The organism is Zavarzinella formosa DSM 19928, from assembly GCF_000255705.1.
Classification (GTDB): Bacteria; Planctomycetota; Planctomycetia; order Gemmatales; family Gemmataceae; genus Zavarzinella; species Zavarzinella formosa.
The window spans coordinates 91,252-113,305 of sequence record NZ_JH636442.1 but is presented as its reverse complement, the minus strand read 5'-3'; the positions used below and the strand labels follow the sequence as shown (position 1 = coordinate 113,305).

General features: G+C 59.5%; 19 protein-coding genes and 1 tRNA gene. 8 read left to right on the top strand and 12 right to left on the bottom strand.

Translation table 11 applies throughout. The features are described 5' to 3' along the window. Window positions 1-76 precede the first annotated feature (76 nt). Together BGIM_RS63165 and BGIM_RS0121650 are read left to right on the top strand one after the other, a co-directional pair. Window positions 77-532, top strand: coding sequence for a hypothetical protein (locus BGIM_RS63165; protein WP_157369329.1), 456 nt, complete (start codon window positions 77-79; stop codon window positions 530-532). A gap of 118 nt (window positions 533-650) precedes the next feature. Then, the gene (locus tag BGIM_RS0121650; RefSeq protein ID WP_020471824.1) at window positions 651-1,046 is read left to right on the top strand and encodes a hypothetical protein; all 396 of its coding nucleotides are present in this window, start codon (window positions 651-653) and stop codon (window positions 1,044-1,046) included. Window positions 1,047-1,099: 53 nt separating this feature from the next. Here BGIM_RS0121650 and BGIM_RS51720 read toward each other — a convergent pair whose 3' ends face one another. Together BGIM_RS51720 and BGIM_RS0121640 are read right to left on the bottom strand one after the other, a co-directional pair. Then, window positions 1,100-2,461, bottom strand: coding sequence for a PP2C family protein-serine/threonine phosphatase (locus BGIM_RS51720; RefSeq protein ID WP_020471823.1), 1,362 nt, complete (start codon window positions 2,459-2,461; stop codon window positions 1,100-1,102). Between the two features lie 74 nt (window positions 2,462-2,535). Continuing rightward, a complete protein-coding gene (locus BGIM_RS0121640; protein ID WP_029630259.1) occupies window positions 2,536-3,387 on the bottom strand; it encodes a DUF1571 domain-containing protein in 852 nt (283 codons plus the stop codon). Between the two features lie 203 nt (window positions 3,388-3,590). On the opposite strand from BGIM_RS0121640, the gene BGIM_RS0121635 reads away from it, so the two are divergent. Next, window positions 3,591-4,589: a hypothetical protein gene (locus BGIM_RS0121635; RefSeq protein WP_020471821.1), complete on the top strand. Its 999-nt coding sequence runs from the start codon at window positions 3,591-3,593 to the stop codon at window positions 4,587-4,589. 1 nt (window position 4,590) lies between these two features. Here BGIM_RS0121635 and BGIM_RS60495 read toward each other — a convergent pair whose 3' ends face one another. Next, a complete protein-coding gene (locus tag BGIM_RS60495; protein WP_029630258.1) occupies window positions 4,591-5,115 on the bottom strand; it encodes a hypothetical protein in 525 nt (174 codons plus the stop codon). Here BGIM_RS60495 and BGIM_RS0121625 point away from each other — a divergent pair. Next, window positions 5,110-5,194 (top strand) — tRNA-Leu (locus BGIM_RS0121625). The two genes, BGIM_RS60495 and BGIM_RS0121625, sit on opposite strands and share 6 nt — an antisense overlap. 149 nt (window positions 5,195-5,343) lie before the next feature. Here the strand turns inward: BGIM_RS0121625 and BGIM_RS0121620 are convergent. Beyond that, window positions 5,344-5,847, bottom strand: a complete 504-nt coding sequence (locus BGIM_RS0121620; RefSeq protein ID WP_020471820.1) for a PilZ domain-containing protein — start codon at window positions 5,845-5,847, stop codon at window positions 5,344-5,346. Between the two features lie 202 nt (window positions 5,848-6,049). On the opposite strand from BGIM_RS0121620, the gene BGIM_RS0121610 reads away from it, so the two are divergent. From BGIM_RS0121610 to BGIM_RS0121600, 3 genes are all read left to right on the top strand, one after another. Further along, entirely contained in the window at window positions 6,050-6,469 is a 420-nt protein-coding gene (locus BGIM_RS0121610) for a 2Fe-2S iron-sulfur cluster-binding protein (RefSeq protein ID WP_020471818.1), read from the top strand. A 174-nt stretch (window positions 6,470-6,643) separates the two neighbouring features. Beyond that, window positions 6,644-7,816 carry a bifunctional glutamate N-acetyltransferase/amino-acid acetyltransferase ArgJ gene (gene argJ, locus BGIM_RS0121605; RefSeq protein WP_020471817.1) on the top strand — a complete coding sequence of 391 codons (1,173 nt, stop codon included), beginning with the start codon at window positions 6,644-6,646 and terminating at the stop codon, window positions 7,814-7,816. A gap of 73 nt (window positions 7,817-7,889) precedes the next feature. Beyond that, a complete protein-coding gene (locus BGIM_RS0121600) occupies window positions 7,890-8,372 on the top strand; it encodes a YegJ family protein (RefSeq protein WP_020471816.1) in 483 nt (160 codons plus the stop codon). 23 nt (window positions 8,373-8,395) lie between these two features. On the opposite strand, the gene BGIM_RS0121595 is transcribed toward BGIM_RS0121600, so the two are convergent. Beyond that, the gene (locus BGIM_RS0121595) at window positions 8,396-9,103 is read right to left on the bottom strand and encodes a class I SAM-dependent methyltransferase (protein ID WP_020471815.1); all 708 of its coding nucleotides are present in this window, start codon (window positions 9,101-9,103) and stop codon (window positions 8,396-8,398) included. 135 nt (window positions 9,104-9,238) lie between these two features. Here BGIM_RS0121595 and BGIM_RS0121585 point away from each other — a divergent pair, with 135 nt between their 5' ends. Beyond that, a complete protein-coding gene (locus BGIM_RS0121585) occupies window positions 9,239-10,189 on the top strand; it encodes a carbon-nitrogen hydrolase family protein (RefSeq protein WP_029630256.1) in 951 nt (316 codons plus the stop codon). A 9-nt stretch (window positions 10,190-10,198) separates the two neighbouring features. Here the strand turns inward: BGIM_RS0121585 and BGIM_RS51715 are convergent, their stop codons facing one another. The 7 genes from BGIM_RS51715 to BGIM_RS0121545 all read right to left on the bottom strand — a co-directional run bounded on the left by BGIM_RS51715 (window position 10,199) and on the right by BGIM_RS0121545 (window position 21,914). Continuing rightward, window positions 10,199-11,086: a DUF3472 domain-containing protein gene (locus BGIM_RS51715; protein ID WP_020471813.1), complete on the bottom strand. Its 888-nt coding sequence runs from the start codon at window positions 11,084-11,086 to the stop codon at window positions 10,199-10,201. A gap of 86 nt (window positions 11,087-11,172) precedes the next feature. After that, window positions 11,173-11,505, bottom strand: coding sequence for a TfoX/Sxy family protein (locus BGIM_RS0121575; protein WP_020471812.1), 333 nt, complete (start codon window positions 11,503-11,505; stop codon window positions 11,173-11,175). Window positions 11,506-11,883: 378 nt separating this feature from the next. Beyond that, window positions 11,884-14,340: a PAS domain-containing hybrid sensor histidine kinase/response regulator gene (locus tag BGIM_RS57990; protein WP_020471809.1), complete on the bottom strand. Its 2,457-nt coding sequence runs from the start codon at window positions 14,338-14,340 to the stop codon at window positions 11,884-11,886. Between the two features lie 210 nt (window positions 14,341-14,550). After that, window positions 14,551-17,721 carry an efflux RND transporter permease subunit gene (locus tag BGIM_RS0121560; protein WP_020471808.1) on the bottom strand — a complete coding sequence of 1,057 codons (3,171 nt, stop codon included), beginning with the start codon at window positions 17,719-17,721 and terminating at the stop codon, window positions 14,551-14,553. A 176-nt stretch (window positions 17,722-17,897) separates the two neighbouring features. After that, window positions 17,898-19,238 carry an efflux RND transporter periplasmic adaptor subunit gene (locus BGIM_RS0121555; protein ID WP_157369327.1) on the bottom strand — a complete coding sequence of 447 codons (1,341 nt, stop codon included), beginning with the start codon at window positions 19,236-19,238 and terminating at the stop codon, window positions 17,898-17,900. Between the two features lie 35 nt (window positions 19,239-19,273). Then, complete coding sequence (locus tag BGIM_RS0121550) at window positions 19,274-20,305, bottom strand: aldo/keto reductase (RefSeq protein ID WP_020471806.1); 1,032 nt, start codon at window positions 20,303-20,305, stop codon at window positions 19,274-19,276. Window positions 20,306-20,444: 139 nt separating this feature from the next. Further along, window positions 20,445-21,914, bottom strand: coding sequence for a sigma-54-dependent transcriptional regulator (locus tag BGIM_RS0121545; RefSeq protein WP_020471805.1), 1,470 nt, complete (start codon window positions 21,912-21,914; stop codon window positions 20,445-20,447). Window positions 21,915-22,054: the final 140 nt, after the last annotated feature.

Sequence of the window (22,054 nt, the reverse complement as noted above, 5' to 3'; positions counted from 1 at the left end):
GGTCTTGGAATTCTCACGGACATTGTGTTAGATTGAGCCGTGTAAGGCGTATGATATGGCAAGGAGTTTCTGCGTCGTGCAATCACGCCGAATGACTTTCGTGATCCTCATGGCCGCGACCTTTTTTGGTCCGCTGGCTTGTTGTTGCGCATGGTCACGAATGACGTTGGCTGCCCCGGCGACGAATGCCATCTGCGAAACACCTTCGACGATCTCGCCCGAAGAGGAATCCCCAATCGCCTGCCCAAGTTGCCGATTGGCCATGCAAGGCAAGCCGGCTCCGGTCCCAAATCGGGAACATCACGAATCTCCGACAAAGAAGTGCCCGTGTTGCGAAGCCAGGAGCAACAACTTCCAGATTTCCCAACAAGATGCCCCGGATATTGCCCTTGAACCGGTGATGTTGGAATTGCTCCCCGTCACGGGGGACGTGATCGTTCCCCGGCTGGAACGCTTCTCCGAAATTCACCCCAACTCCCTTGATGATCGGCAGTCATTTCTCACCGACTATTGCCACCGTTTGCGCTGTTAGACCACTCCCGGCCACTCCTTGACATTGACATTTTTCAAACCGTGTGGTGTGACGGTCTTGTTCCGTCATGCGTGTGTGTTGATATGCGCTTACCGTTAATTCATTAAGGAACCAAATCATGTTGAAGTTGAACCATGTCCTGTCGATGTTGTTGGGTGTCGCCGCGCTGGCGGTCTTCGCCGGAGCTGGTCAGTCCGAGGAAAAGAAGCGGGTGTCTTGTGTGGAGATCTGCCGCAAGTGCGCCGAGAACTGCGAAGATTGCTCGAAGTGTTGCAAGGAAGACAAGGATCTTACCCACTGCGTGAAGGTGTGCGACACTTGCTCCCACTTGTGCTCGGCCTGCGCCAATCTGTACGAAATGAAGTCCCCGCTCGCGGACGAACTTTGCAAGACCTGCGAAAAGATGTGCCTGGCCTGTGCGGAACAGTGCGAGAAGAGCGGCAAAGAATGCTGCAAGAAGTGCGCGAAGCACTGCCGGGAATGCGCCAAGGCGTGTGCCGCCGCCCGAGGTTAATTTGATGAAGTGACGGCCCCGGCGGTTGGCCGATTCGGTCAGCCGCCGGGTGTTCACATGTCTTGCCCGCCGTTCACGGCCCGGAATTCGCCTGATAATTCCCCGGCTTTCTTCTTGGAGCGGATAAACTTCATCGCAATCAGCGTGTAGTCGTCCCCCAACGGGGCGCCTTTGGTGAAGCGGTCGAGAGAATCGAGAATCCGCTTGATGATCCCTTTTGCCCCGGAGGGACAGTCGCCCAACATTTTGTCCAGTCGCTCCGTCCCGAAGGATTCATCATCGGCGGTCTTCGCGTCGGTGATGCCGTCCGTGTGCAGCAAGACTTGGTCGCCCGGTTTGAGGCTCACCTCGTCCTCCGGGTATTCGGTCCCGTCAACAATTCCGAGGGGCACGGAACGTTTGCGTTCCAACACCTCGACGGAACCATCGGCCACCCGTGTGATTCTTGGCGGCGGATGACCGGCGTTGGACCAACTCAGTGTTCCCCGATCCGGGTCGTAGATCGCATAGACGGCGGTGACGAACGTGCCAAACGAACGAGTGTACATTTTCGTCAAATGGTCGTTCACATAGGTCAGCAAATGGCCCGGCGGGAATGGCGGCCCCGTGTAAGTCTTCACCAGCGAATGCAGAACTGCGACCAGCATGGCTGCCGACGCCCCGTGGCCGCACACATCGGCCACCAATAAGCCGACGCGGTTTCTGGGCAGTCGGATAACATCATAAAAATCCCCGCCGGCCGTGGCCGTGCTTCGGGAATACATGCTCAAATCCAGCGTGGAAACGCGGGGCAATTCCGTCGGCAACAAGGCTTGCTGGAGCTTGGCGACCTGCCGGAGTTCATGCTGGGCCTGTTCGTTGGCCGTGTGCAGTTTCTGGGAAAGCACGGCGGCCTGCGTCGCCCGGCCGAACAGGTTGCTCATCCAGACCAGTTCCGGCAAATGATCCGGCGTGAAGGCATCCGGTTCGGATCTGGTGACAACCACCATGTTCACGGATTCGCCCCCTTCATAAAGAGGCAGGGCCATCAATGATCTCTGCCCCTCCAGATAGGGGGCGGCGGGATCGTTGTCGGGGACTTCCAGCCGGTTGAGAATCCCCGGCTTTCCCTCCGCAACCAGTTTTCCGAGGATGCCCCCGGCCAAAACCGGTAGCCGTTCGGGTTCCTTCCACGGGTTGACGTGATCCTGCCAGAGATTGAAACGAGTGACGCGCACCGCCGGGGGGACCAACCCGCGACGGCTCAGGGAAATTTGCCGGTCCGTCGGGAAGATTTCCGCCATGCGACGCGCGTAGACCCGGTACATGGCCTGCGGATCGCGCGCCCGGCTCAGTTCCCTCATCACATCGATGGTCAGATCAAGTCGATCCGACCGAGATTCCGGATTGGAATCGAAGAAGTTGGTCGATTTCATGACTCCTTTAGTAGACCCTTCCCCGCGACGAAGAGCAAGGGCCGACTTGAAGAAATCATGTCATCGCATCAGATTTATTTGAAATGACGGGCCGCGAAATGGTCGTTGGCAAACTTGGGATTCAGTTCGACGTTCTTAAAGAAGTACTCGCCAACCAGTTCCGTCTCGCTGCGGAGAATGATGCCGACTTGTTGCTTGTTCTTCACGTCCACATAAACGGTCGATTGCGTCAGGCCGTCTTCTTCTGGAGTTTTACAGGTCCGTTGGAAGGTATAACATTTCAAACCGCCCAGTTCGGCCACTTCTTGCACCCCGAGATATTCCACCGTCAGCTCGCCCCGCTCCTTCGCCGCCTGCCAGGCAGTCAGCGTGCGGCGAAAGGCGTTGGCCAGCCCGAATTCGGTCACTGGCAGCCGGGCGGCGTCACGGGCCTCCGACCCCTCCGGCGCGCGGGCGGCATAATTCTTGCCCAAGAATTTCAGGGCGCTTTTCGCCGTCGCGCTGGAGGGAACAATTAACAGTTGATTGTCGTTCTCCCCCGAAACGTACAGCATCGCGTCGGCCCGGCCCTTGCCCTCCAGCCATTTCATGCGAATGGAAAACGGCGATTCCTGAAACTCGCAGGCGATGACCTCACGATCACGCAACTTGCCGCCGATTCGCTCTCGTTTGACGAACTCGCAACGATACCCTTCGACCTTCCCGCGATGTCGGGCCAACGCTCCCTGAAGGGCGGCCAGGGGATCTTCCTGGCATTGTTCCTCAAATGATTTGGTCGAGTCCGGGCGTGGCGGGCAAGGATTTCCGGAAGTGGGGGAAGCGATGGCGGATGGGTCGCTGTTCGTGATCCGTTGCGCCGGCGAGAACATGAGACACAGTGTGATCAACAGGATGATGACCGCCGAATTTCGCAAATGAATTGTCATGGGTGTCGGAGTCCATTGACTGGTCAAAATGACCCGCCTTTCATTAAAGATAGGCGATTGGGAGAAGTCGGGCAAAGGGCCATCAATGAAAATGATCGTCCGGGAAGGGGGTTGGACTACAGCGTCCCCTTCCGACGGACCGATGAACGATGTGATTGCCGTCGGCATTCACGGCATAACCGGACAGGGGCATAGAGAACTTCATGCGTGCCATTGCGTCGATCATCGCCGGTTTGACGTTGTCCGCGGGATTTTCCTTGGCCGAAGAGGAAGTCATCCCGGTTCACACCGGTCGAACGCCGACTTCGCTCCCGGCCACCATTCCCGGCGCCGAGACGACGAACGAACTCCCGCCGTTTTTGAGCGTCCCGGAATCTCCGGCCATCCGGGCTTCCAATCTCAAAAGCTGCCGTTCGTGTCCGAATGATTACAATCCCAACCTCGCCTACCTGCCCGACAGCAACCCGGATTGCCGGGGGGGAAGAGGAAGATGCGGCAGCGGCGGCGATTGCCGGTCACCGGAACAATTCTGGGCCGGCGCTGATTTTTTCGCCGGGCTGGGATCGGACATCCGGGACGTGCGGCATCAGGGGATTTACGGGATTAAACTCAACCTCGGCACTTGGCTGACTTCCGACAACTCCCTCGGTTTGGATGGCGGGTTCTTCAACGCCCACGATGCGTACCGGGATATCTTCCTCGGGCCGTTCGGAACCACGCTCGTCGATTCACCGGTGACGTTTACCACGGGAGACATCAACCTTCGATCAGCCCTCTTCTCGCACGGCCGTTACCGCCTCGACGGGCTGGCCGGGTATCGTTATCTCTCGCTGGGAGAGCAATTGCTAGAAGGATCGGCCGGCGGCATCAACTATTGGAAAACCACCAACAGCGTGAACCTTGGACAAGTCGGCGCGGTGGGATCATACCACTTCGGGCCATACACTGGGGAAATTATCACGAAACTTGGATTCGGCACGAACCAAGAAATCTACGAGTTGAACGGTGCTCGCACATCCTCAAACACATTTGCATTCGTCCCTGAATTCGGGGCAAGGTTTGCCTATGGCATGGGCGAGGGAGCGAGAATGGTGCTTGGGTACAACCTGATCTACCTGAACGACGCCGTCCGGCCGGACCACCGCAGCCCGAACAACTACCTTCTTCAGGGGATCACGGCCGGGTTGGAACTTCGTTACTGATTCAATCGGGCAGTCGCATTCCCGCCATCATCTCTTGGAAAAGCGGCTCGAAATCCTCAAGCTCTGTGTCACAGGTTTGGGCCAGAATAAGCAACGAGCCGGCGCCGAACGGAAGGGCGCGTATCCAAGCGGTGTTAGTCAGGTCCAAATGGAAAAAATGGACATCGTAGCCGACCGCCGGTTGCCCGCCGACCGTCTCGACAGCCTCATCGGCCTCCAGTGTTTCAAAGGACTCCCGCAATCCCTCCAGCACGGCGTCGGCCATTTCCATCGGATCATCCACATCGTCCCGGTAACTGAGCACCAGATAGGGGGTCGACGTGCTGTTCAAGGAGACGGCCCACCCGTTTTCGACGGTGTCCTCCTCCAGCGTCCAATCGTCGGGATATTCGAGGAAAACCCCGTCCCGCTCAAAGCCATGAGCCATGCGAACCTCGACAGGAAACAATTCTCCTTCCATGATATTCGCGGCCCACTTGCTGGCGTCCGGGAAATCCCGAAGATAAGCGGTCATCACGGCGGCCATGTGATGGAATGGCAGACATAGGGGACTTAAAATCCCCCGTTCGGTAACGGACGTGTGGGTTCGAGTCCCACCATGGCCAATGAGCATTTACATAGATTCTGTCCTGAGCTGCCTCGGACGGAATAACAATTTCATTCGCCTCAATGCACCCGTATCGAAGAGGCATTCAAGGTGCGGACGGCGTTCCGGGAAACGGGACGCAACGGCCGGTTTGTCACTATTTTTCGATCATCCGAACATGAGCAATCGGCTCAATTCCAGTTCCGATTCAAACTGGCAGCCGACCTCGAAGTAGTCGCCGGTTTCTTTGCAGTTTCGGACGATCATGTTTACCCACTCGAAATTTTCGGGGGCGTTGGACGGGCGTCCTTTTAGCTGGATTCCCACCGGTTGAGGGCTTTCCAGGGCAAGACGCAGGCCGCCGGTGGAGCGGTCCAGCACGTAGGCTTCCATTGGCTTGGGGCGGCGGGCTTTGGGGTCGATCACGATGATCGGCGTCGGCAGGCCCGCCCGGCGGATGGCGCGGCGGCGTTCGTCGTGCCGGGCGATGGCCGGGGGGGGCAGGTTGGCCAGTAATTCCGGGGAAGGCGGGACAATATGACCGCCGGCGCGAGATTGTCGGCGGCCAAAAAACAGAAACAGCAGGATCACCACCAACCCCGTGGCCATGGCGATCCAGATCATCGGGTCGCTGATTGAGAGGTTTGAGAGGAGCTGGGCCAGCGTCTGCATGGGGATGTCGGCCGGTGGGGTTTGGAATCATCGGCGGGAAACAATTTCCCACGCTGTATTGTGGGACAGTTTCCCGGATGGTGCAAGCGAAGTTCCCGACAACGGGCCGGACGGGGCATATCCGCAAGCCAACGACGGGCGGTTCGGCTAGAATGGCTACGTTGTCCAACTGTTGCCGAACACCAGCGGGAAGTGGTCTGAGATGGGCGGGGTAAACCCTTATATCGACAAGCCGGAGATGGAACGACCCAAGCAAAAGTTTCGGGTCACGTTCTTGATCGAGGAAACCGGCGAACGGAAACTCTTCGAGGTCGATCCGGCCGAGATTCCCTATGGCCGCACCGGTCTGGAGGGGAGCGTGCTGGACATTGCCGAGGGGGCCGGTCTGGAGATCGACCACGCCTGCGGCGGCGTCTGCGCCTGCGCCACCTGCCATGTGAAGATCCGCGAGGGATTGGACACTTGCAGCAAACCCACGGACGACGAAGAAGACCAGATCGACAGCGCCCGCGATGTGGACATCGATTCCCGCCTGAGCTGCCAGTGCGTCCCCAACGGCACGAAAGACCTTTTGGTCGTCATTCCCAAGTGGAACAAGAACATGGTGAAGGAAGGTCATTGAAGAGAGAAGAATAATCACCGGCACGCAAAGGTCACACCAAGTTTCACCAAGAAAACGAAAGAGAATTTTCTTTCTTCTTCGCGAAACTTTATGTGATCTTTGCGTCTTGGTGATTACTCTTCTCTATGTCATGTGATCTTTGTGCCGAGTTTTCTCTTCCCTGCGAGTCTCCAGATGAATCTCCCCTCCGGTTATCTCTTTGCGGGTGTTCACAGCGGGTTGCGGGCGACCGAACCCGGACGGCTTGACTTGGCCTTGCTGGTTAGCGAGCGTCCGGCGGCGGCGGCGGGCGTTTTCACGCAGAATCGCGTGGCGGCCGCCCCCGTGCATCTTTGCCGGGAACGGCTCCCCCGGAATGATGCCCGTGGGTTTGTGGTTTGTTCCGGAAACGCCAACGCCTGCACGGGCGACCAAGGGATGGCCGACGCCCGGCGAATGGCCGAACTGGCGGCCAAGGCCGTCGGCTGCGAATCGGAACAGATGCTCGTCTGCTCCACCGGGGTCATCGGCCGGTTGCTGCCAATGGAGGTGATGGAAACGGGCATTCCCGCCGTCGCCAAGCATCTCATGCCAGATGTCGCCTCCTTCGAGGCGGCCGCGAAAGCCATCCTCACCACCGACACGCGGATCAAGACCACCCTGCGGCACGTCGGCCCGCACACCGTCGCGGGCTTCGCCAAGGGGGCGGCGATGATCGGCCCGAACATGGCGACCATGCTCGGCTTCGTTTTCACCGATGCGGCCGTTCGCCCGGATGATCTGCACACGATTCTCAAGGGGGCGGTCGAAGAGACGTTCAATTGCATCAGTGTCGAGGGGCACATGAGCACGAACGACACTGTTCTAATCCTCGCCAACGGCACCGGGGAACCGCTGGCCGGGGCGGCCCTCGCGGAATTCGCGGAAGTGGTGCAGGCGGCCTGTTCGGATCTCTCGCGGGGAATCGCGGCCGACGCGGAAGGGGCCAGCCATCTGGTCGTCATCGACGTGGAGGGAACCCGCACCAACGCGGAGGCGAAGCAGGTGGCCAAGACCATCGCCGAGAGCGCGCTGGTGAAAACAGCCATCTACGGGGCCGACCCAAACTGGGGCCGGTTCGTCTCGGCCGCCGGATATTCGGGCGTGCTTTTTGAGGAGCGCGACCTGACGCTGTGGATGGGCGAAATGGAACTCTACCGCGCCGGAACCCCGCTCCCCTTCGACCCGGTGGCCGCCAGCGCTTACCTCAAAAATAACCGCGAAGTCAGCCTGCGATTGAAGTTCACCCTCGGCGAAGGGCGTTGCCGGTTCTTCACCTGCGACCTGACGACCGAATATGTGACGCTGAACGCGGACTACACGACGTGAGTCCGGGAAAGATAATCCTCGTCAACCAACAGGTTAGAACCGCAAAGTGCTCGCCTTGAACCTGAGGTCGAAAATGGGACGAATACTCAGAATCGTCTTGGTGTTGGCCCTCATCGCCGGTTGCGGCAAGAAACCGCCGGTCGACGACCCGGTCACTTTTGTGGACAGCAACGACCCGAAGATGAACGCGGCGATCACCAAGGCGAGAGCCAGCGTGAACTCGTTCATCACCGCGTTGAAATCACCGAAAAGCGGCCAGTCGGCGTTCTCGATCAAGATGGCGTTCACCGAAGGCGATGACAGCGAACAGATCTGGCTCACTCCGGTCAGCTATGACGGGAAGAACTTCCAAGGCACGGTCAACAACACGCCGGTGAAGGTGAAAAAGGTCCGGATGGGCCAAAAGGTCACGGTCAGCCCGTCCGAAATCTCCGACTGGATGTACGTCGAAAACGGCAAGCTCGTGGGCGGGGAGACCTTGCGCGTCCTTCGTGACGGCCTGACTCCCGCCGAACGGAAAGACTTCGACAAAGGGATGCCATTCAAGATTGAGTGAGGCATCTGCCTTTTTCGGGCCGTTCAACGCTTGATCGCCCCGAAAGCGGCAAAGCAGGTGTTTTTGTGAAGCAATTCGACTTCACTGAAACCGACCGACCGCAGCAAGTCCAGTTGATAAGGAACCGGGCGGGGCGTGTCTTCGGCGATAATGCGGGCGTACACTTCGTCCCGATAGGCTTCGCCGCCGATGGCCGTCAGGTATTCGCCGTAGCGTCGCCAGTGAACCGCTTGAAGTTCCGGAAGCGAGCTTTCGACGATGTCGTAAATCCAGAACGAACCACGCGGTTTCAGCGCGTCATGCACTTTTTGGAAGACTGTTTGCCATTCATCGTCCGTCCGCAGGTGGTGCAGCATCGCGGAAGCCAGGACGATGTCGAAACGTTCCTTCCCAAAATCCGCGTCCCGAATATCCGCCAGAATCGTTTGCACGGAACCGGTCGTTTTGGGGCGAACTCTTGGCACGGCCAGATCAAGCATCGTCTGGGTGAGATCGACCAGCGTGACGTTCAGGTTCGGCAATCGCTCCAGCAGTTTCAGGGTGTAGTTCCCGCCGCCGCAACCGAGTTCGAGCAGATTCGAGGCGTGAGGAGTGGCGGCAGCCGCCGACTCCGCCACGAGGCCCATGCACAGCGCCGAATCGGTCACGGCCACCTGACCCGTTTCGAGGTTCGTGTAGAGGGCGGCCTCGGCGTCGAACCGCTGACGGATTTCTTCAACAGACGATTTCATGGTTTCCTCCAAGTCCCAGAATCAGAGTAGGAAGAAAATGGTCACGAGGTGCGAGATTCCCGCCTTCTATCATAGGATGCGCAAGCCTCGTCGCCCGATGTCGGAGAACGCCTGATGCCGAGCGGTCAAATGCCCATGTCATCTCTCACGTGTTCGGTGGCGGTGGTGCAGGCGACTCCCGTTTTATTCGACACGCCGAGATCGCTCCAGAAACTGGCCGATCTCACTTCAGAGGCCGCGCGCAAAGGGGCCGAACTGGTCGTCTTCCCGGAGGCGTTCATTGGCGGCTATCCCAAGGGACATGATTTCGGCGTCAGCGTCGGCATCCGCACACCGGAGGGACGGGATGAGTTTCGCCGATTGTTCGAGAACACCATCGAAGCGCCGGGACCGGCGACCGAGTTCCTTGGTTCCGTGGCCCGAGATCATTCCGTTCATCTCGTCGTCGGCGTGGTTGAACGGGAAGGAGGCACGCTCTATTGCGCGTCGATCATCTTCGGGCCGGATGGCGCCCTGCTCGGCAAACATCGCAAACTGATGCCAACCGCGATGGAGCGGGTCATCTGGGGCAGCGGCGACGGCTCCACGATCCCGGTCGTCCCGTCGAAACTCGGCAGGATCGGAACGGTGATCTGCTGGGAAAACTACATGCCGATGCTGCGGATGGCGATGTACGCCAAGGGCGTCGAGTTATACTGCGCCATCACCGTGGACGACCGGGAAACGTGGATTCCCACCGTCCGGCACATCGCCCTGGAGGGCCGGTGTTTCGTCCTGTCCGCGTGCCAGTTCTTGCGCAAAGCGGACCTTCCGGCCGGATATCCCTTGGGCCGATTCTCCTCCTCGGCCGATGTGTTGATCCGGGGCGGCAGTTGCATCGTCGGGCCGCTCGGCGACCTGTTGGCGGGACCGGTCTATGGGGAAGAGTGCATTCTGATGGCGAACCTTGACCGGGCCGACCTCATCCGGGCAAAGTTCGATTTCGACGTGACCGGCCACTATGCCCGCCCCGACGTGTTCCGATTGCATGTGAACGAGCAGGCGATGAAATCGGTGACGTTTGGCAGAGAAAAGGAGAGTGGTTGAACGTCCCGCTTACTTTTCCGGCGTCATCTTCTTGGCCTCGATCAGCTTTACCCGACGCTTCTCCCGGCCTTCGACCGGGGTGCCGACGGTGATGACGAGCGAGCCGTCTTTGGCCGCAGCTTCGGCATAATCCGGCACGCCTTTCGGGTAGATGGCCTCGGCCGAGGGGTTTGGCGCCGGCTTGCCGTTGACGACGGGAGGGCCGAAGGTGACCGTCACTTTTGGGATGTCCGCAACGGGCCGAAGTCTCCCGTAGATCTCCACGAAGTTCGCCACCTTGCGGTCGAGGACCAATTTTTCGCCCTTGAATCGCAGGGCGCCGACGAAGACGTTTTCGTCTTTCTCATGCGAATACACGAACGCCCCGACCCATGTGTATGGCTTGCCATCGATCATCTCCTGATCCATGCGGGTTAGCCGATAGGTGTATTTGCCTTTCTTCCAGGCATAGGGCCGGCGCACGCTCACGAAGTCTCCCTCGTGGCCCGAGCTTTGAAGAAAGCCGCCGTCCGAAGGCCGGATGGCGTCGAGGCTGCGCTCGCCCCACATGGAGAAGAGGAAGCCGGGGCCGAGGGTGCGAAGTTTCGTGTCTTTCTTGGTGTTGCCGTCCGATTGCGTCTGGATGCCGCCGTAAAACGGTGTCTTGCTCAGGTGGCCGAGGCCGATGGGGGAGATGTACAGGTTCACCGAGGACGGCACATCGTCGCTGATGGTCACCTCCACGGCCAAGCTTTCAAACGGCGTCTCGGCGCCGATGTCCCACCAAGTGTCGATGAGGTGCCACGGCATCGAGGCGTATTTCTTCTCCTCCTTGGGCGGTTGCCCGGCACCGTTGACGGTCAACAGTCCGGCGGCAAGAAGAATCAGGAGCATCAACGTTGGTCGGAGACGGTGCATCAGTCGAAATCCTTGGTGAACGGTGGCTCATTTCAGCTTATTCATCCCGAAAAACGGGATCAAAGAAACCGACCTTTTGGCGGCGTTTATCGCTTCGGGGGCAAGGCGCTGACAAAAGCCCATGCCCTCTCAATCCATGCCTCCAGTTGCTCGTCGGTGTCGAGGGCCTCCGGTTCAACCACCACCCAACCTTTCATGGGCCGGCCGGTGATGTCGAACTCTCCGACGAATGATTCCAGCAGGGCGTCCTCATAAGCCTCCGCGCCAACCCGAACGACGAGAGAATACTTCCAAACGCCGACGAGCATGTTCCCGTCGAGCAGGAACCCCATGCCGCCGAACATCTTCTTGGCCTCGATGCCCTGACGACGGTCAAGGATCTCCCGAATCCGGGCGGCGAGTGTTTTGTCGAAGGCCATGTCCGTTCCTCCGGTCAATGATCGTCGTTACCCGACAGCTTACATGATCCGGCTTGTCGCCGACGAGGCTGGTATCGAGCATCCGCCATAATGGGCCATTTTCAATTGGTCAAAATGTCTGCGCATTTGCCCAAAATCATCAAGCGACCCCTCTGTTTTGCCGGGAGTTTTGAAAAATAGTGTTCAGTTGGCCCACTGTTTTTGACCACTTTTGGGGTATCCAACTGTTCAAAAATGGCCACCGGAGGGTGTTTTCACACCTTTTCCAGTCACTTTTGGGTCGGTTTTTGGCTGATTTGAAAATCGTGAAACGTGAGAGCCTGTAACGCTTTCACGAGATGCCCTTGCGGATTGGTCTTCATTCCCGTCGTGGAAATTTCAATTGAATTCATGGTCCCTTGGATCATCATCCGCGGTTCGGCTCGCGCGACTCGCGGCCAATATCCGGGCCAGCGCGGTTAGTTCCGCAGGTTTCACCAAGTGATGGTCAAACCCCGCCTCGGTGGCCAGCCGACGGTCGTCTTCCTGGCCCCAACCGGTGCAGGCCACCAGTACGCGGGAGGCTCCGCCAGGCATTTGCCGGATGTGTCGGCAGACTTCGTAGCCGTTCATTTTCGGCATGCCGATGTCGAGGATGAGAATGTCGGGGTCGAAACTTTCGGCAATTTGGACAGCCTCCACGCCATCATGAGCGACGACCACTTCGTTGCCCATGATTTCGAGGAGCATCCGCAGACTGGTGGCCGAGTCCATGTTGTCATCGGCCACCAAGATTTTCAAGCCTTGGGCATGGGATGTGGCGATGGCTCGTGTTGCCTCCGCCGGGGGATGTGTTTCCCCCTCTGTCTGGGCGGGCAATCGCACGATGAACGAACTGCCCCGGCCAATGCCTTCGCTGCGGGCCTCGACCGCTCCGCCGTGCATTTCGACCAATCGCTGCACCAGCGTGAGGCCAATGCCCAGGCCGCCTTGAGCTTTTTCCAGTGTGTTGTCCGCCTGAACAAACAGGCCAAACACCTTCCGAAGCATTTCGGGCGCGATGCCGATCCCGTTATCGGAAACGGTCACCTCGACATGGTCGTCGTCGGTCATCATGGCGGACAGGGTGATGGTTCCACCGCGATTGGTGTACTTCGCCGCGTTGCTCAGCAGATTGGAAAACACTTGGGCAAGCCGGGTCGTGTCGGCATCGAGAAAAATCGGCTGGGCCGGGATGGCCAGCGTCAACTCATGGCCGGCCGTTTCGATCAACGGGCGGCTGATTTCCACGGCATTCCGCACCACGGCGGTCAGCAAGACACGCTCCCGGCGGAGTTCCATCTTGTTCCGGGTGATGCGCGAGATATCCAACAGGTCGTCGACCAATCGCACCATTTGGGATAGTTGACGCTCCATCATGCCGCGCGCCCGCTCGGCGGCCGGAGGGAGGATGCCGGTGAGCCGGAGAACGTGCAGACCGTTGCTGATCGGCGCCAGCGGATTGCGGAGTTCGTGGGCCAGCGTAGCTAGAAACTCATCCTTGAGGTGATCGGCCTCGGACAAGTCGGCGGCCAGCCGGCGAAGGTCGTCCTCCATTTTCCGTCGTTCGGTGTTGTCGCCGATGATGCCCGCCATCCGCTCAATCTCGCCACCGGTGTTTCGGCGAATGCGGGCTTTCGTCCAGATGTGCCGTTCCTGTCCGTCGGCCCGCCGCACCCGGCATTCGATATCCAAGGCCATGCCGGTGACGGCCGATTTTTTGAATTCGGCTTCGACCCGTTCCCGATCGGCCGGAACGACATGCTGGAGGAACATGCCGTAAGTCCATTCGGGCAGAGGATCGTCATACCCGAAAATCCGGTCATGCCGCGGCGTGCGGAGAGCAGTCTGGTCGCGGAGATTGAGTTCCCACTGCCCCAGATCGGCGGCCTCCAGGGCGAAGGCCAGCCGCTCGCGGCTTTCACGCAGTTCGTTTTCATGCTCCCGCCGCAGGGTGGCATCGCGGAACACCAGCACGGCCCCGAGGATTTCGCCCCCCTCCGGGCAAATCGGGGCGGCGCCGTCGTCAATCGGCCGTTCGATGCCATCGCGAGTCAGCACCTTCGTGTGATTCACCGGCCCCGTGACAATGCCGGCCTTCAACGCCTGGGGGGCGGGATTCTTGATCGGCTGCCGCGTGGATTCGTCGAGAACGTGAAACACATCGTCCAGCGGCTTGGCCAGGGCGTCGGCGGCTTTCCAACCGGTCAGAATCTCGGCGACGGAGTTCATGAACGTGACCCGGTTTTCCGTGTCCGTGGCGATGACGGCGTCACCAATACTGGCAAGCGTGGTGCGGAATCGTTCTCGTTCTTCGATCAACGAGGCATTCGCCCGGTTCAACTCGGCCGTGCGTTCGGCCACACGATGCTCAAGTTTGATGTTGGCCTCATGCAAAGCCGTCTCGGCTTCCTTGCGGGCGGTGATCTCCCGTTCCAGTTCCTCCGGGGATCTCATGGTCAGCACTTTGGGAACCACCCGGACCAGGGCAATCACGGTGGCCCACGAAACGATGGCCGTGAAGAGCTTGATTAGCCCGGCCAGTCGGTAAGCGGGCCACCAGAAGATGATGGCCTCCATCAAGTGGGTGGTGCCGCACAACAGGATGAACGCGCCGAACAGAGCGAAGAGGCCGCGAAACGGGAGATCGCCACGACGCCGCACGAAGTAGATCAACACGACGGGAATGGCGAGGTAGGCCGTCCACACTCCAAGATCGGAGAGGATATGCAGCCAGCCCTGCCCGGCCGTCCAGCGTCCGCAGGTCCAGCGGGCCGGGAAGTCGGATGTGTCGAACAATCGCGCGAAAAAATCCAAGACATCATCTCCCGGAATGCCCGCTCTGCGGGGAATGCCCGCCGAGTTCGTCCTTGGATTCCGACCAATTATTAAGATACGGGACTTGTGCCGGGGAAGTGTGTGAGGATTTTTCCGAAAAGATCCAATTAACCTGATGATCTGACTGGTTTCGCCCAAGACTTGGCGGGATGCTCACTCCCGCCAAGTCTTTTTCGTTTCAAACTCAACTCAATGAGGGGCCACCGGTTCTTTTCCCGGTTCGCCCGGATGTTTCGGCGGCCCGTTCCGCAATTCGATCAAACTCTGAACCGCCACATAAAACGCCGGGACGAAGAACACCGCCAGCACGGTGGAGGTAATCATCCCGCCGAAGACGGCCGTGCCGAGAGCCTGACGGCTGGCGGCCCCGGCCCCGGTGGCCCAAACAAGAGGAGCCACGCCGAGGATGAACGCGAACGATGTCATCACGATCGGCCGGAACCGCAACCGGGCAGCCGTCACCGCCGATTCGCGGATCGATTTTCCGGAGAGCCGCAACTCGCGGGCGAACTCCACGATCAAAATGGCGTTCTTGCTCGCCAGCGCGATAATCAGCACCACGCCGATCTGGGTATACACGTTGTTGTCAAATCCCCGCAGGCTCACGGCCGCCACCACGCCGAGCAACCCGAGCGGCACGACCAGAATCACCGCGAACGGCAACAGCCAGCTTTCGTATTGGGCCGCCAACACCAGATACACGAGCAGCACGGCCAGCCCGAAAACAATCACGGCCTCGCCGCTGATCCGCCTTTCTTGGAAGGCAATCGATGTCCACTCATACCCCATTGACTTCGGCAGCACTTCGCCGGCCACGTCTTCCATTGTTTTCAGCGCCTCGCCGGAGCTCATGCCCGGTTTGGTGGCGCCGCTGATGGTCGCCGTCGGATAGAGGTTATATCGGGTGATCGACTGCGGCCCGATACGATACTCGGCCGTCAGCAGGGTCGCCAGCGGAACACGGCCGCCGTTGCGGTTGCGGACCTCCAGCCGGCGAAGCATGGACGGGTCGCCGCGGAAGCGGGCGTCGGCCTGCACGCGGACCTGATAGGTCCGGTCGAACTTGTTGAAGTCGTTCACATACACCGAGCCAAGGTTGGCCTGTAACGCGGCGAACACATCGCTGATGAGCACGCCCATTTTCTCCGCCTTCTCGCGGTCGATGTCGAGATAAATTTGCGGCACGCCCGCCCGGTAGGTGCTACGGGTTCCCGGCGGCGGGGCGACGGCTCCCCCCGGACGCGCGGCGGCCGCATCGATCAACGCTTGGGTGCGTTCCTGAAGGACATCGCCACCGGCTCCCTCGCGGTCTTCGATCTTCATCTCGAACCCGCCGGAGAACCCCAATCCCTGAATGGACGGCGGCACGATGACGAAGATAAACGCCTCCCGGATGTCCCCAAATTCTCTCTGAAGTTGGTTGACGAGCGCTTGTTGTTGCATCTCCGGCGTCTTCCGCATTTCCCAGTCCGTCCAGGTGACGAACGCCGTGGCGCCGTTCGGGGCGGCAGTCCCGTCCAGCAGCGATGTGCCGCCGAGGACGAACCAATGGGTGATCGCCTTGTTTTCCTTGTAACGGGCACAGATGGCATTCAATCGCTCGGCCACTTCGCGGGTTCGTTCGAGCGAGGCCGAGTCCGGCAACTGAATGGCGATGATGGCGTATCCCTCGTCCTCGGTCGGCAGGAAGCCGGTCGGAATTTTCTGGTACTGCCGTCCGGTGAACCAGCCGACAGCGATGAACGCCAGGATCACCAGCCACCAGACTCTCACCAGTTGCCGGATGATAAATGTGTAAAGGTTTTCGACCGGCTTGTACAAGAAGTCGAAAATCTTCGTGAACAGGTTCTTGCCCTTGGAAGGCTTGAGATAAGTGGCGCACTGGGCCGGTTTGAGCGTCAGGGCGTTGATGGCGCTGATGATGGCGGTGGCCGCGATGGTCAGCGCGAATTGCCGGTACATTTGCCCGGTGATGCCGCTGAGGAACGCCGTGGGGATGAACACGGCCATGAGGACGAACGTGATGGCGATCACCGGCCCGGTGACTTCGTTCATGGCTTGAATGGTCGCCTCGCGCGGGGCCATCCCTTGTTCGATGTGGTGGGAGGCGTTCTCCACGATCACGATGGCGTCGTCCACGACGATGCCGATGGCCAGAATCAACCCGAACAGCGTGAGCAGGTTGATCGAGAAGCCGAACAAATACATGAACGCAAAAGCCCCGATGATGGTCACAGGCACCGTCGTCGCGGGGACGAGCAAGGCCCGCCAGCTTTGCAGGAACACCAAGATCACGATCAGCACCAGCACCCCGGCTTCGATCAAGGTGCGATACACGTTGTTGATGGCCGATTCGACAAACTTCGTCGTGTCGAACGGGATGGTGTATTCCATGCCGTCGGGCAGGCTTGGCTTGATCTTTTCCATCGTCTCGCGGACGCGGATGGCCACGTCCAGGGCGTTTGACCCCGGAAGCTGGAAGATCAGCAAGTTGGCGGCCGGCATCCCGTCCCGTGTTTCAAACGTGTCATAGGACTGGCCGCCGAGTTCCACGCGGGCCACATCTCGAAGGTAAACCGTCTGCCCGTTTGCCCCGGCCTTGACAATCACTCCCTCAAACTGGGCCGGATCGGTGAGCCGGCCCAAGGTGGTGACGGTGAGCTGGAACGACTGTCCCGACGGCGTCGGCGGCTGGCCCACCTGACCGGCGGCCACTTGCACGTTTTGCCGGGCGAGGGCGGCCGTCACGTCTTGCGTCGTGAGTTGCCGGGCCGCAAGTTTGTCCGGGTCCAGCCAGATGCGCATCGAGTAAGCGCCGGCCCCCTTGACGGTCACTTCGCCCACGCCGTTCACCCGACTCATGTCGTCCCGCAACCGCAGGGTGGCATAGTTGGAGAGGAACAGCGGATCGTAAGTCCCGTTCTCGGACGTGAGTGAAATCACGAGCAGAATGTTCGATGATTGCTTTTTGACCGTCACCCCCTGGCGCCGAACTTCTTCGGGCAGGGTCGGCTCGGCGATGCTCAATCGGTTTTGGACAAGCACTTGGGCGTCGTCCAGATTCGTGCCGATTTCAAAGGTGATGGTCAGGGCATACGAACCGTCAGCCGAACTGGTGGAGGACATGTACATCATGTTCTCCACGCCGTTGATCTGCTGCTCGATCGGGGCGGCCACCGTGTCCGCGACGACCTTGGCGCTCGCCCCCGGATAGTTCGTGCTGACCACCACCGTCGGCGGCGTGATCGCCGGATACCGTTCGATGGGGAGCCGCTTGAGGGCGACGAACCCGAACAGGATCATCAGGATGGCGAGGACGTTGGCGAAAATCGGCCGGTCGATGAAAAAACGAGAAATCACTTGGAATGCCCGAAATAGGTGACGGGGTGGACGAAACGATGGGCCGTTTTGCTTCTATTCATGATGCCCGAGAGCCCCGCTGCGTCAGCGGCGGGGGGGACCGTCACCCACGGAAAGCAACCCCATGACTGACGCATGCGGCTCTTGGGTGTCTGGAGACGACCGTTGGATTGGACTCACTTTTTCACCGGCTCGTCGCCGGCGGGGCCGCGGAATTCCGCCATCTCCGGGGTGACCGGTGTTTCGGGTCTGGCTCGCTGCAACCCGTTCACGACGATGCGGTCCCCTTCTTTCAACCCTTCTTCCACGGACACCACCGCACGCACACTCGGCGGGGCTTCCTTCTTGGGTGGAGCATCTTTTTTGGCCGGCTCATCCTTTTTGGGCGGCTCATCCTTCTTGGCCGGGCCTTTCACGTCCGTCAACGTCCAGGGATGGACGAGGTCGTCTGACTTTTCCGGTGAGCGCCAAATGGTCGCCCCCAGTTTGAGCCGCCGCTTTTTGACGATGTTCTCATCATTGAGCACATACACATACCGGCCTTCCTGACCTGTCATCAAGGCATCCTCCGGGATCACCAATTGTGGTTCGGGGTCGCCCATCGGAATGCGAACGCGGGCATACAGACCGGGGTACATCAGCCGGACATTTCCGGGGGGAATCTTCGGGTTTTCCAGACGACCCCGCAGACGGACGGTGCCCGTCCCGGAGTCCACTTTGTTTTCGCGGAAGTCGATGATCCCTTTGTGCGGGTATCCCTGTTCCGTGGAAATCCCGACAAACAACGGATGCGCCCCGGTGGGAGACTTGGACTCCGGCTGGTCCCGAAGACCTCGCTGATATTCGATGAGATCGCGTTCGGGGACATCGAAGTACACATACAGTTGCTCGATGCCCACAATGGTCGTCAACAGCGTGTTTTCATTCTGCCCGACGAGGTTGCCGCGCGTGATGAGCGTGCGGTTGATCTGGCCGTCGATGGGAGCGTGGATTTGCGTGTATTCCAAGTCGAGTTTGGCCATGTCGATGGCCGCCTCGGTTTGTTTCAGCACGGCATCGGCGGTTTCCCGGCTGGCGACCCGTTGCTGGAAGTCTTCCATGCTGAGGGCTTGCGTCGCCAGCAGTTGTTTCGCCCGGTCTTCGTCCGCCCGTGTCCGCTTCAACTCGGCCATCGCCTTTAGTTTGTCCGCGTTGGCCTTCTTGAAGTTCACGTCGTATTCGCGGGGATCAATCTGGAAGAGCAAGTCACCCTTCTTGACCTCGGTTCCCTCGACAAATTTGATGTCGTTCAAAAAGCCCTTGACGCGCGCGGTGATCTGGACGGTTTCGACCGCCTCCAAATAGCCGTTGTATTCCAAATACTTTTGAACCCGGAATTTAACCGGCTTGGTCACCGTGACCGCCGGAGGCGGGGGCGCGGGCGGGGCTTCCTTCTTTTGGGCGCAGCCGACCGATGAAAGCGAGGCTATTCCGGTGATTCCCAACAATAACAGGCCGAACATCAGTCGGGTTCGCACGATCATCCTCCGAACAGAAAAGATTTGGGACACCATCACACCGGCGGGGGATTGCGTTCGCCGAAACCGCGTTGATGCCAGTACGGGTAGGCAAGCGTCGTGGCGCTCGCCGAATCCAACACGGACACTTGCTGGGCGGTCAGGTTCCATCCAATGGCGCCTAGATTGTCACGGAGTTGCGCCTCGTCTCGCGCCCCGACAATAATGTTCGCCACGGTCGGCCGCTGTAACAGCCAGTTCAGGGCAACCTGCGGCACCGTCTTGCCCGTTTCGGCCGCCACGGCAATCAGGGCATCGACCACCTTGTACAGATACTCGTCGGCCACCGGCGGCCCGTTGTCGATCACGCTCTTGTTGTGAAGCCGGCTGTTGGCCGGTAGCGGCTGTCCTCGGCGAATCTTGCCGGTGAGGCGGCCCCAGCCAAGCGGACTCCAAACCACGGCGCCGACGCCCTGATCCAATCCCAAAGGCATCAGCTCCCATTCATAGTCACGACCGATGAGCGAATAGTAGGCTTGATGGGCCACATAGCGGGTCCACCCATAACGGTCGGCGGCCGCCAAAGACTTCATCAGATGCCAGCCGGAGAAGTTTGAACAGCCGATGTAGCGGATTTTCCCCGCTTTCACGAGTTGATCGAGGGCTGAGACGGTTTCCTCAACCGGCGTCATCGCGTCGAAGCCGTGTAGTTGGAACAAGTCGATGTAATCGGTACCCAGACGCTTGAGACTTGCTTCGCAGGCTTCGATGAGGTGATATCGCGACGAGCCGACATCGTTCGGCCCGCTGCCTTGGCGAAAAGTGGCTTTTGTGGAAATAAGGACTTTGTCCCGCCGTCCCTTGATGGCGTGGCCCAAGATTTCCTCGGCCAGCCCGGCCGAATAAATGTCGGCCGAATCAAAGAAATTCAACCCGGCTTCGAGACAGACATCGACGAGTTTGGAGGCCCCGCCCGAATCCGTGGTGCCCCAAGCCTTGAAAAAATCGCTCCCGCCGCCAAAAGTGCCGGTGCCAAGGCTTAGGACGGGCACGCGAAAGCCCGACCGGCCCAGTTGTCTGTATTCCATGAATCCGCTCCCCCGCAACGGCAGGCAATTCCCGCCCCGATTGGCGGGGCTTGGGGAGTAATACCCGCCTGAGAGGTGAAGCTTACAGAGACGCAAGGCCGAGGCAACTTTGTGCTGGCTTTGTGAAGGCCGATCGCCCTTACTCTTGTTTGAATTCCTCTTTGTCAATCTTGTAATGGGCGATTTTATCCGTGATGCTGCGGCGGGAGAGGCCGCTAATCTTGGCACACTTGCCCACATGGCCGCGGGTCTTTCGCATCGCCTTGCGAAGATAGCGTTCCTCAAAAGCGGATGTCAGTTCCGAAAGCTGTTCGGGCAGCGAACGGGCAAGATCAGGTTGGAAGGGGTGTTTTGTCTCGCTGTTCCGCTTGTGGATGTCCGGCGGCAGATTGGCCGGCAGGATCAAGCCATCTCGCGCCGTCACACAAGAGCGTTCGATGGCGTTCTCCAATTGCCGGACATTACCGGGCCACGGGCTTTTCAACAGGATTTCCATCGCCTCCGGGCTGACGGTGGCGGGCGCGTGGCCGGGGCGGGCAAACCGGCTGCAAAAATGACTCACCAACACCGGAATATCTTCCGGGCGATCCCGCAGGGGGGGCAGATCGATCCGCACGACGTTGAGCCGATAGAACAAATCCTCGCGGAATTTGCCTTCTTTCACCAGTTGTTCCAATGGCTGGTGGGTGGCCGCCACCACCCGGACGTCGATCTCGATCGGCTCCGATCCGCCGATCCGCTCGAATTTGCGTTCTTGCAACACCCGCAGCAGTTTCACCTGCATGTTCAGCGGAATATCGCCGACTTCGTCCAAAAACAGCGTCCCTTTGTGGGCCTGCTCAAAACGCCCCTTGCGCTGGGTGGCGGCCCCGGTGAACGAGCCTTTTTCGTGGCCGAACAACTCGCTTTCCAGCAAGGTTTCCGGCACGGCGGCGCAGTTAATGGCCACAAAATTGCCCGAACGGGCCGGGGCCGAGGCCTGATGCACGGCCCGAGCAATTTGTTCTTTCCCGGTGCCGGTTTCGCCAATGATCAAAATGGTGGAAGTAGTGTCCGAAATCTGGTCGATGAGGTCGAACACCTCCATCATTCGCGGGCTTTTGCTGATAACATTCTGAAACGAATGCCGCCCCTGCAATTGCTCCCGGAGAGCGATCACCTCATCTTGCAGCGCTCGTTCCCGCAAGGCCCGTTGCACCATCAAGGTAAGGTGTTGCGGGTCGGCCGGTTTCGTCAGAAAGTCGTAAGCCCCGAGCCGCATCGCATGGACGGCATCCTGCACGCCGCCGTGCCCGGTGGTGACGATCACCGTCACCGGCAGTTTGCGGGCGTGGATTTCCTCCATCAATTTCATGCCGTTCATTTTCGGCATGCGCAAGTCGGTCACGAGGATGCTGTAAGACCGTTCCTCCAACATGGCGAGAGCCTTCGCTCCGTCCTCGGCGGTATCCACGTCCAGCGACAGGGCCATTTGGAGAACTTGCTGGAGGGAATTTCGGGCATCCTCCAGATCCTCGGCGATCAAAATTCGTTGGATGCCAGTCGGCGCGGCCGACGAAACAGACGCGGGGGGGGGCGTGGCGGTCAGATGAGTGGAACTGGCCGACATCGGTGACTCCGGGTGGTGCGATCTCATTGATTTCCTAATTCTAGTCCGTGGCCCCATTGTTGCTATGGGAGATGGTTGACTCGAATGATCGCAACCGGGAACGGAGCACGGAGAATCGGGAGTTCGGAGGCAAAATCCCT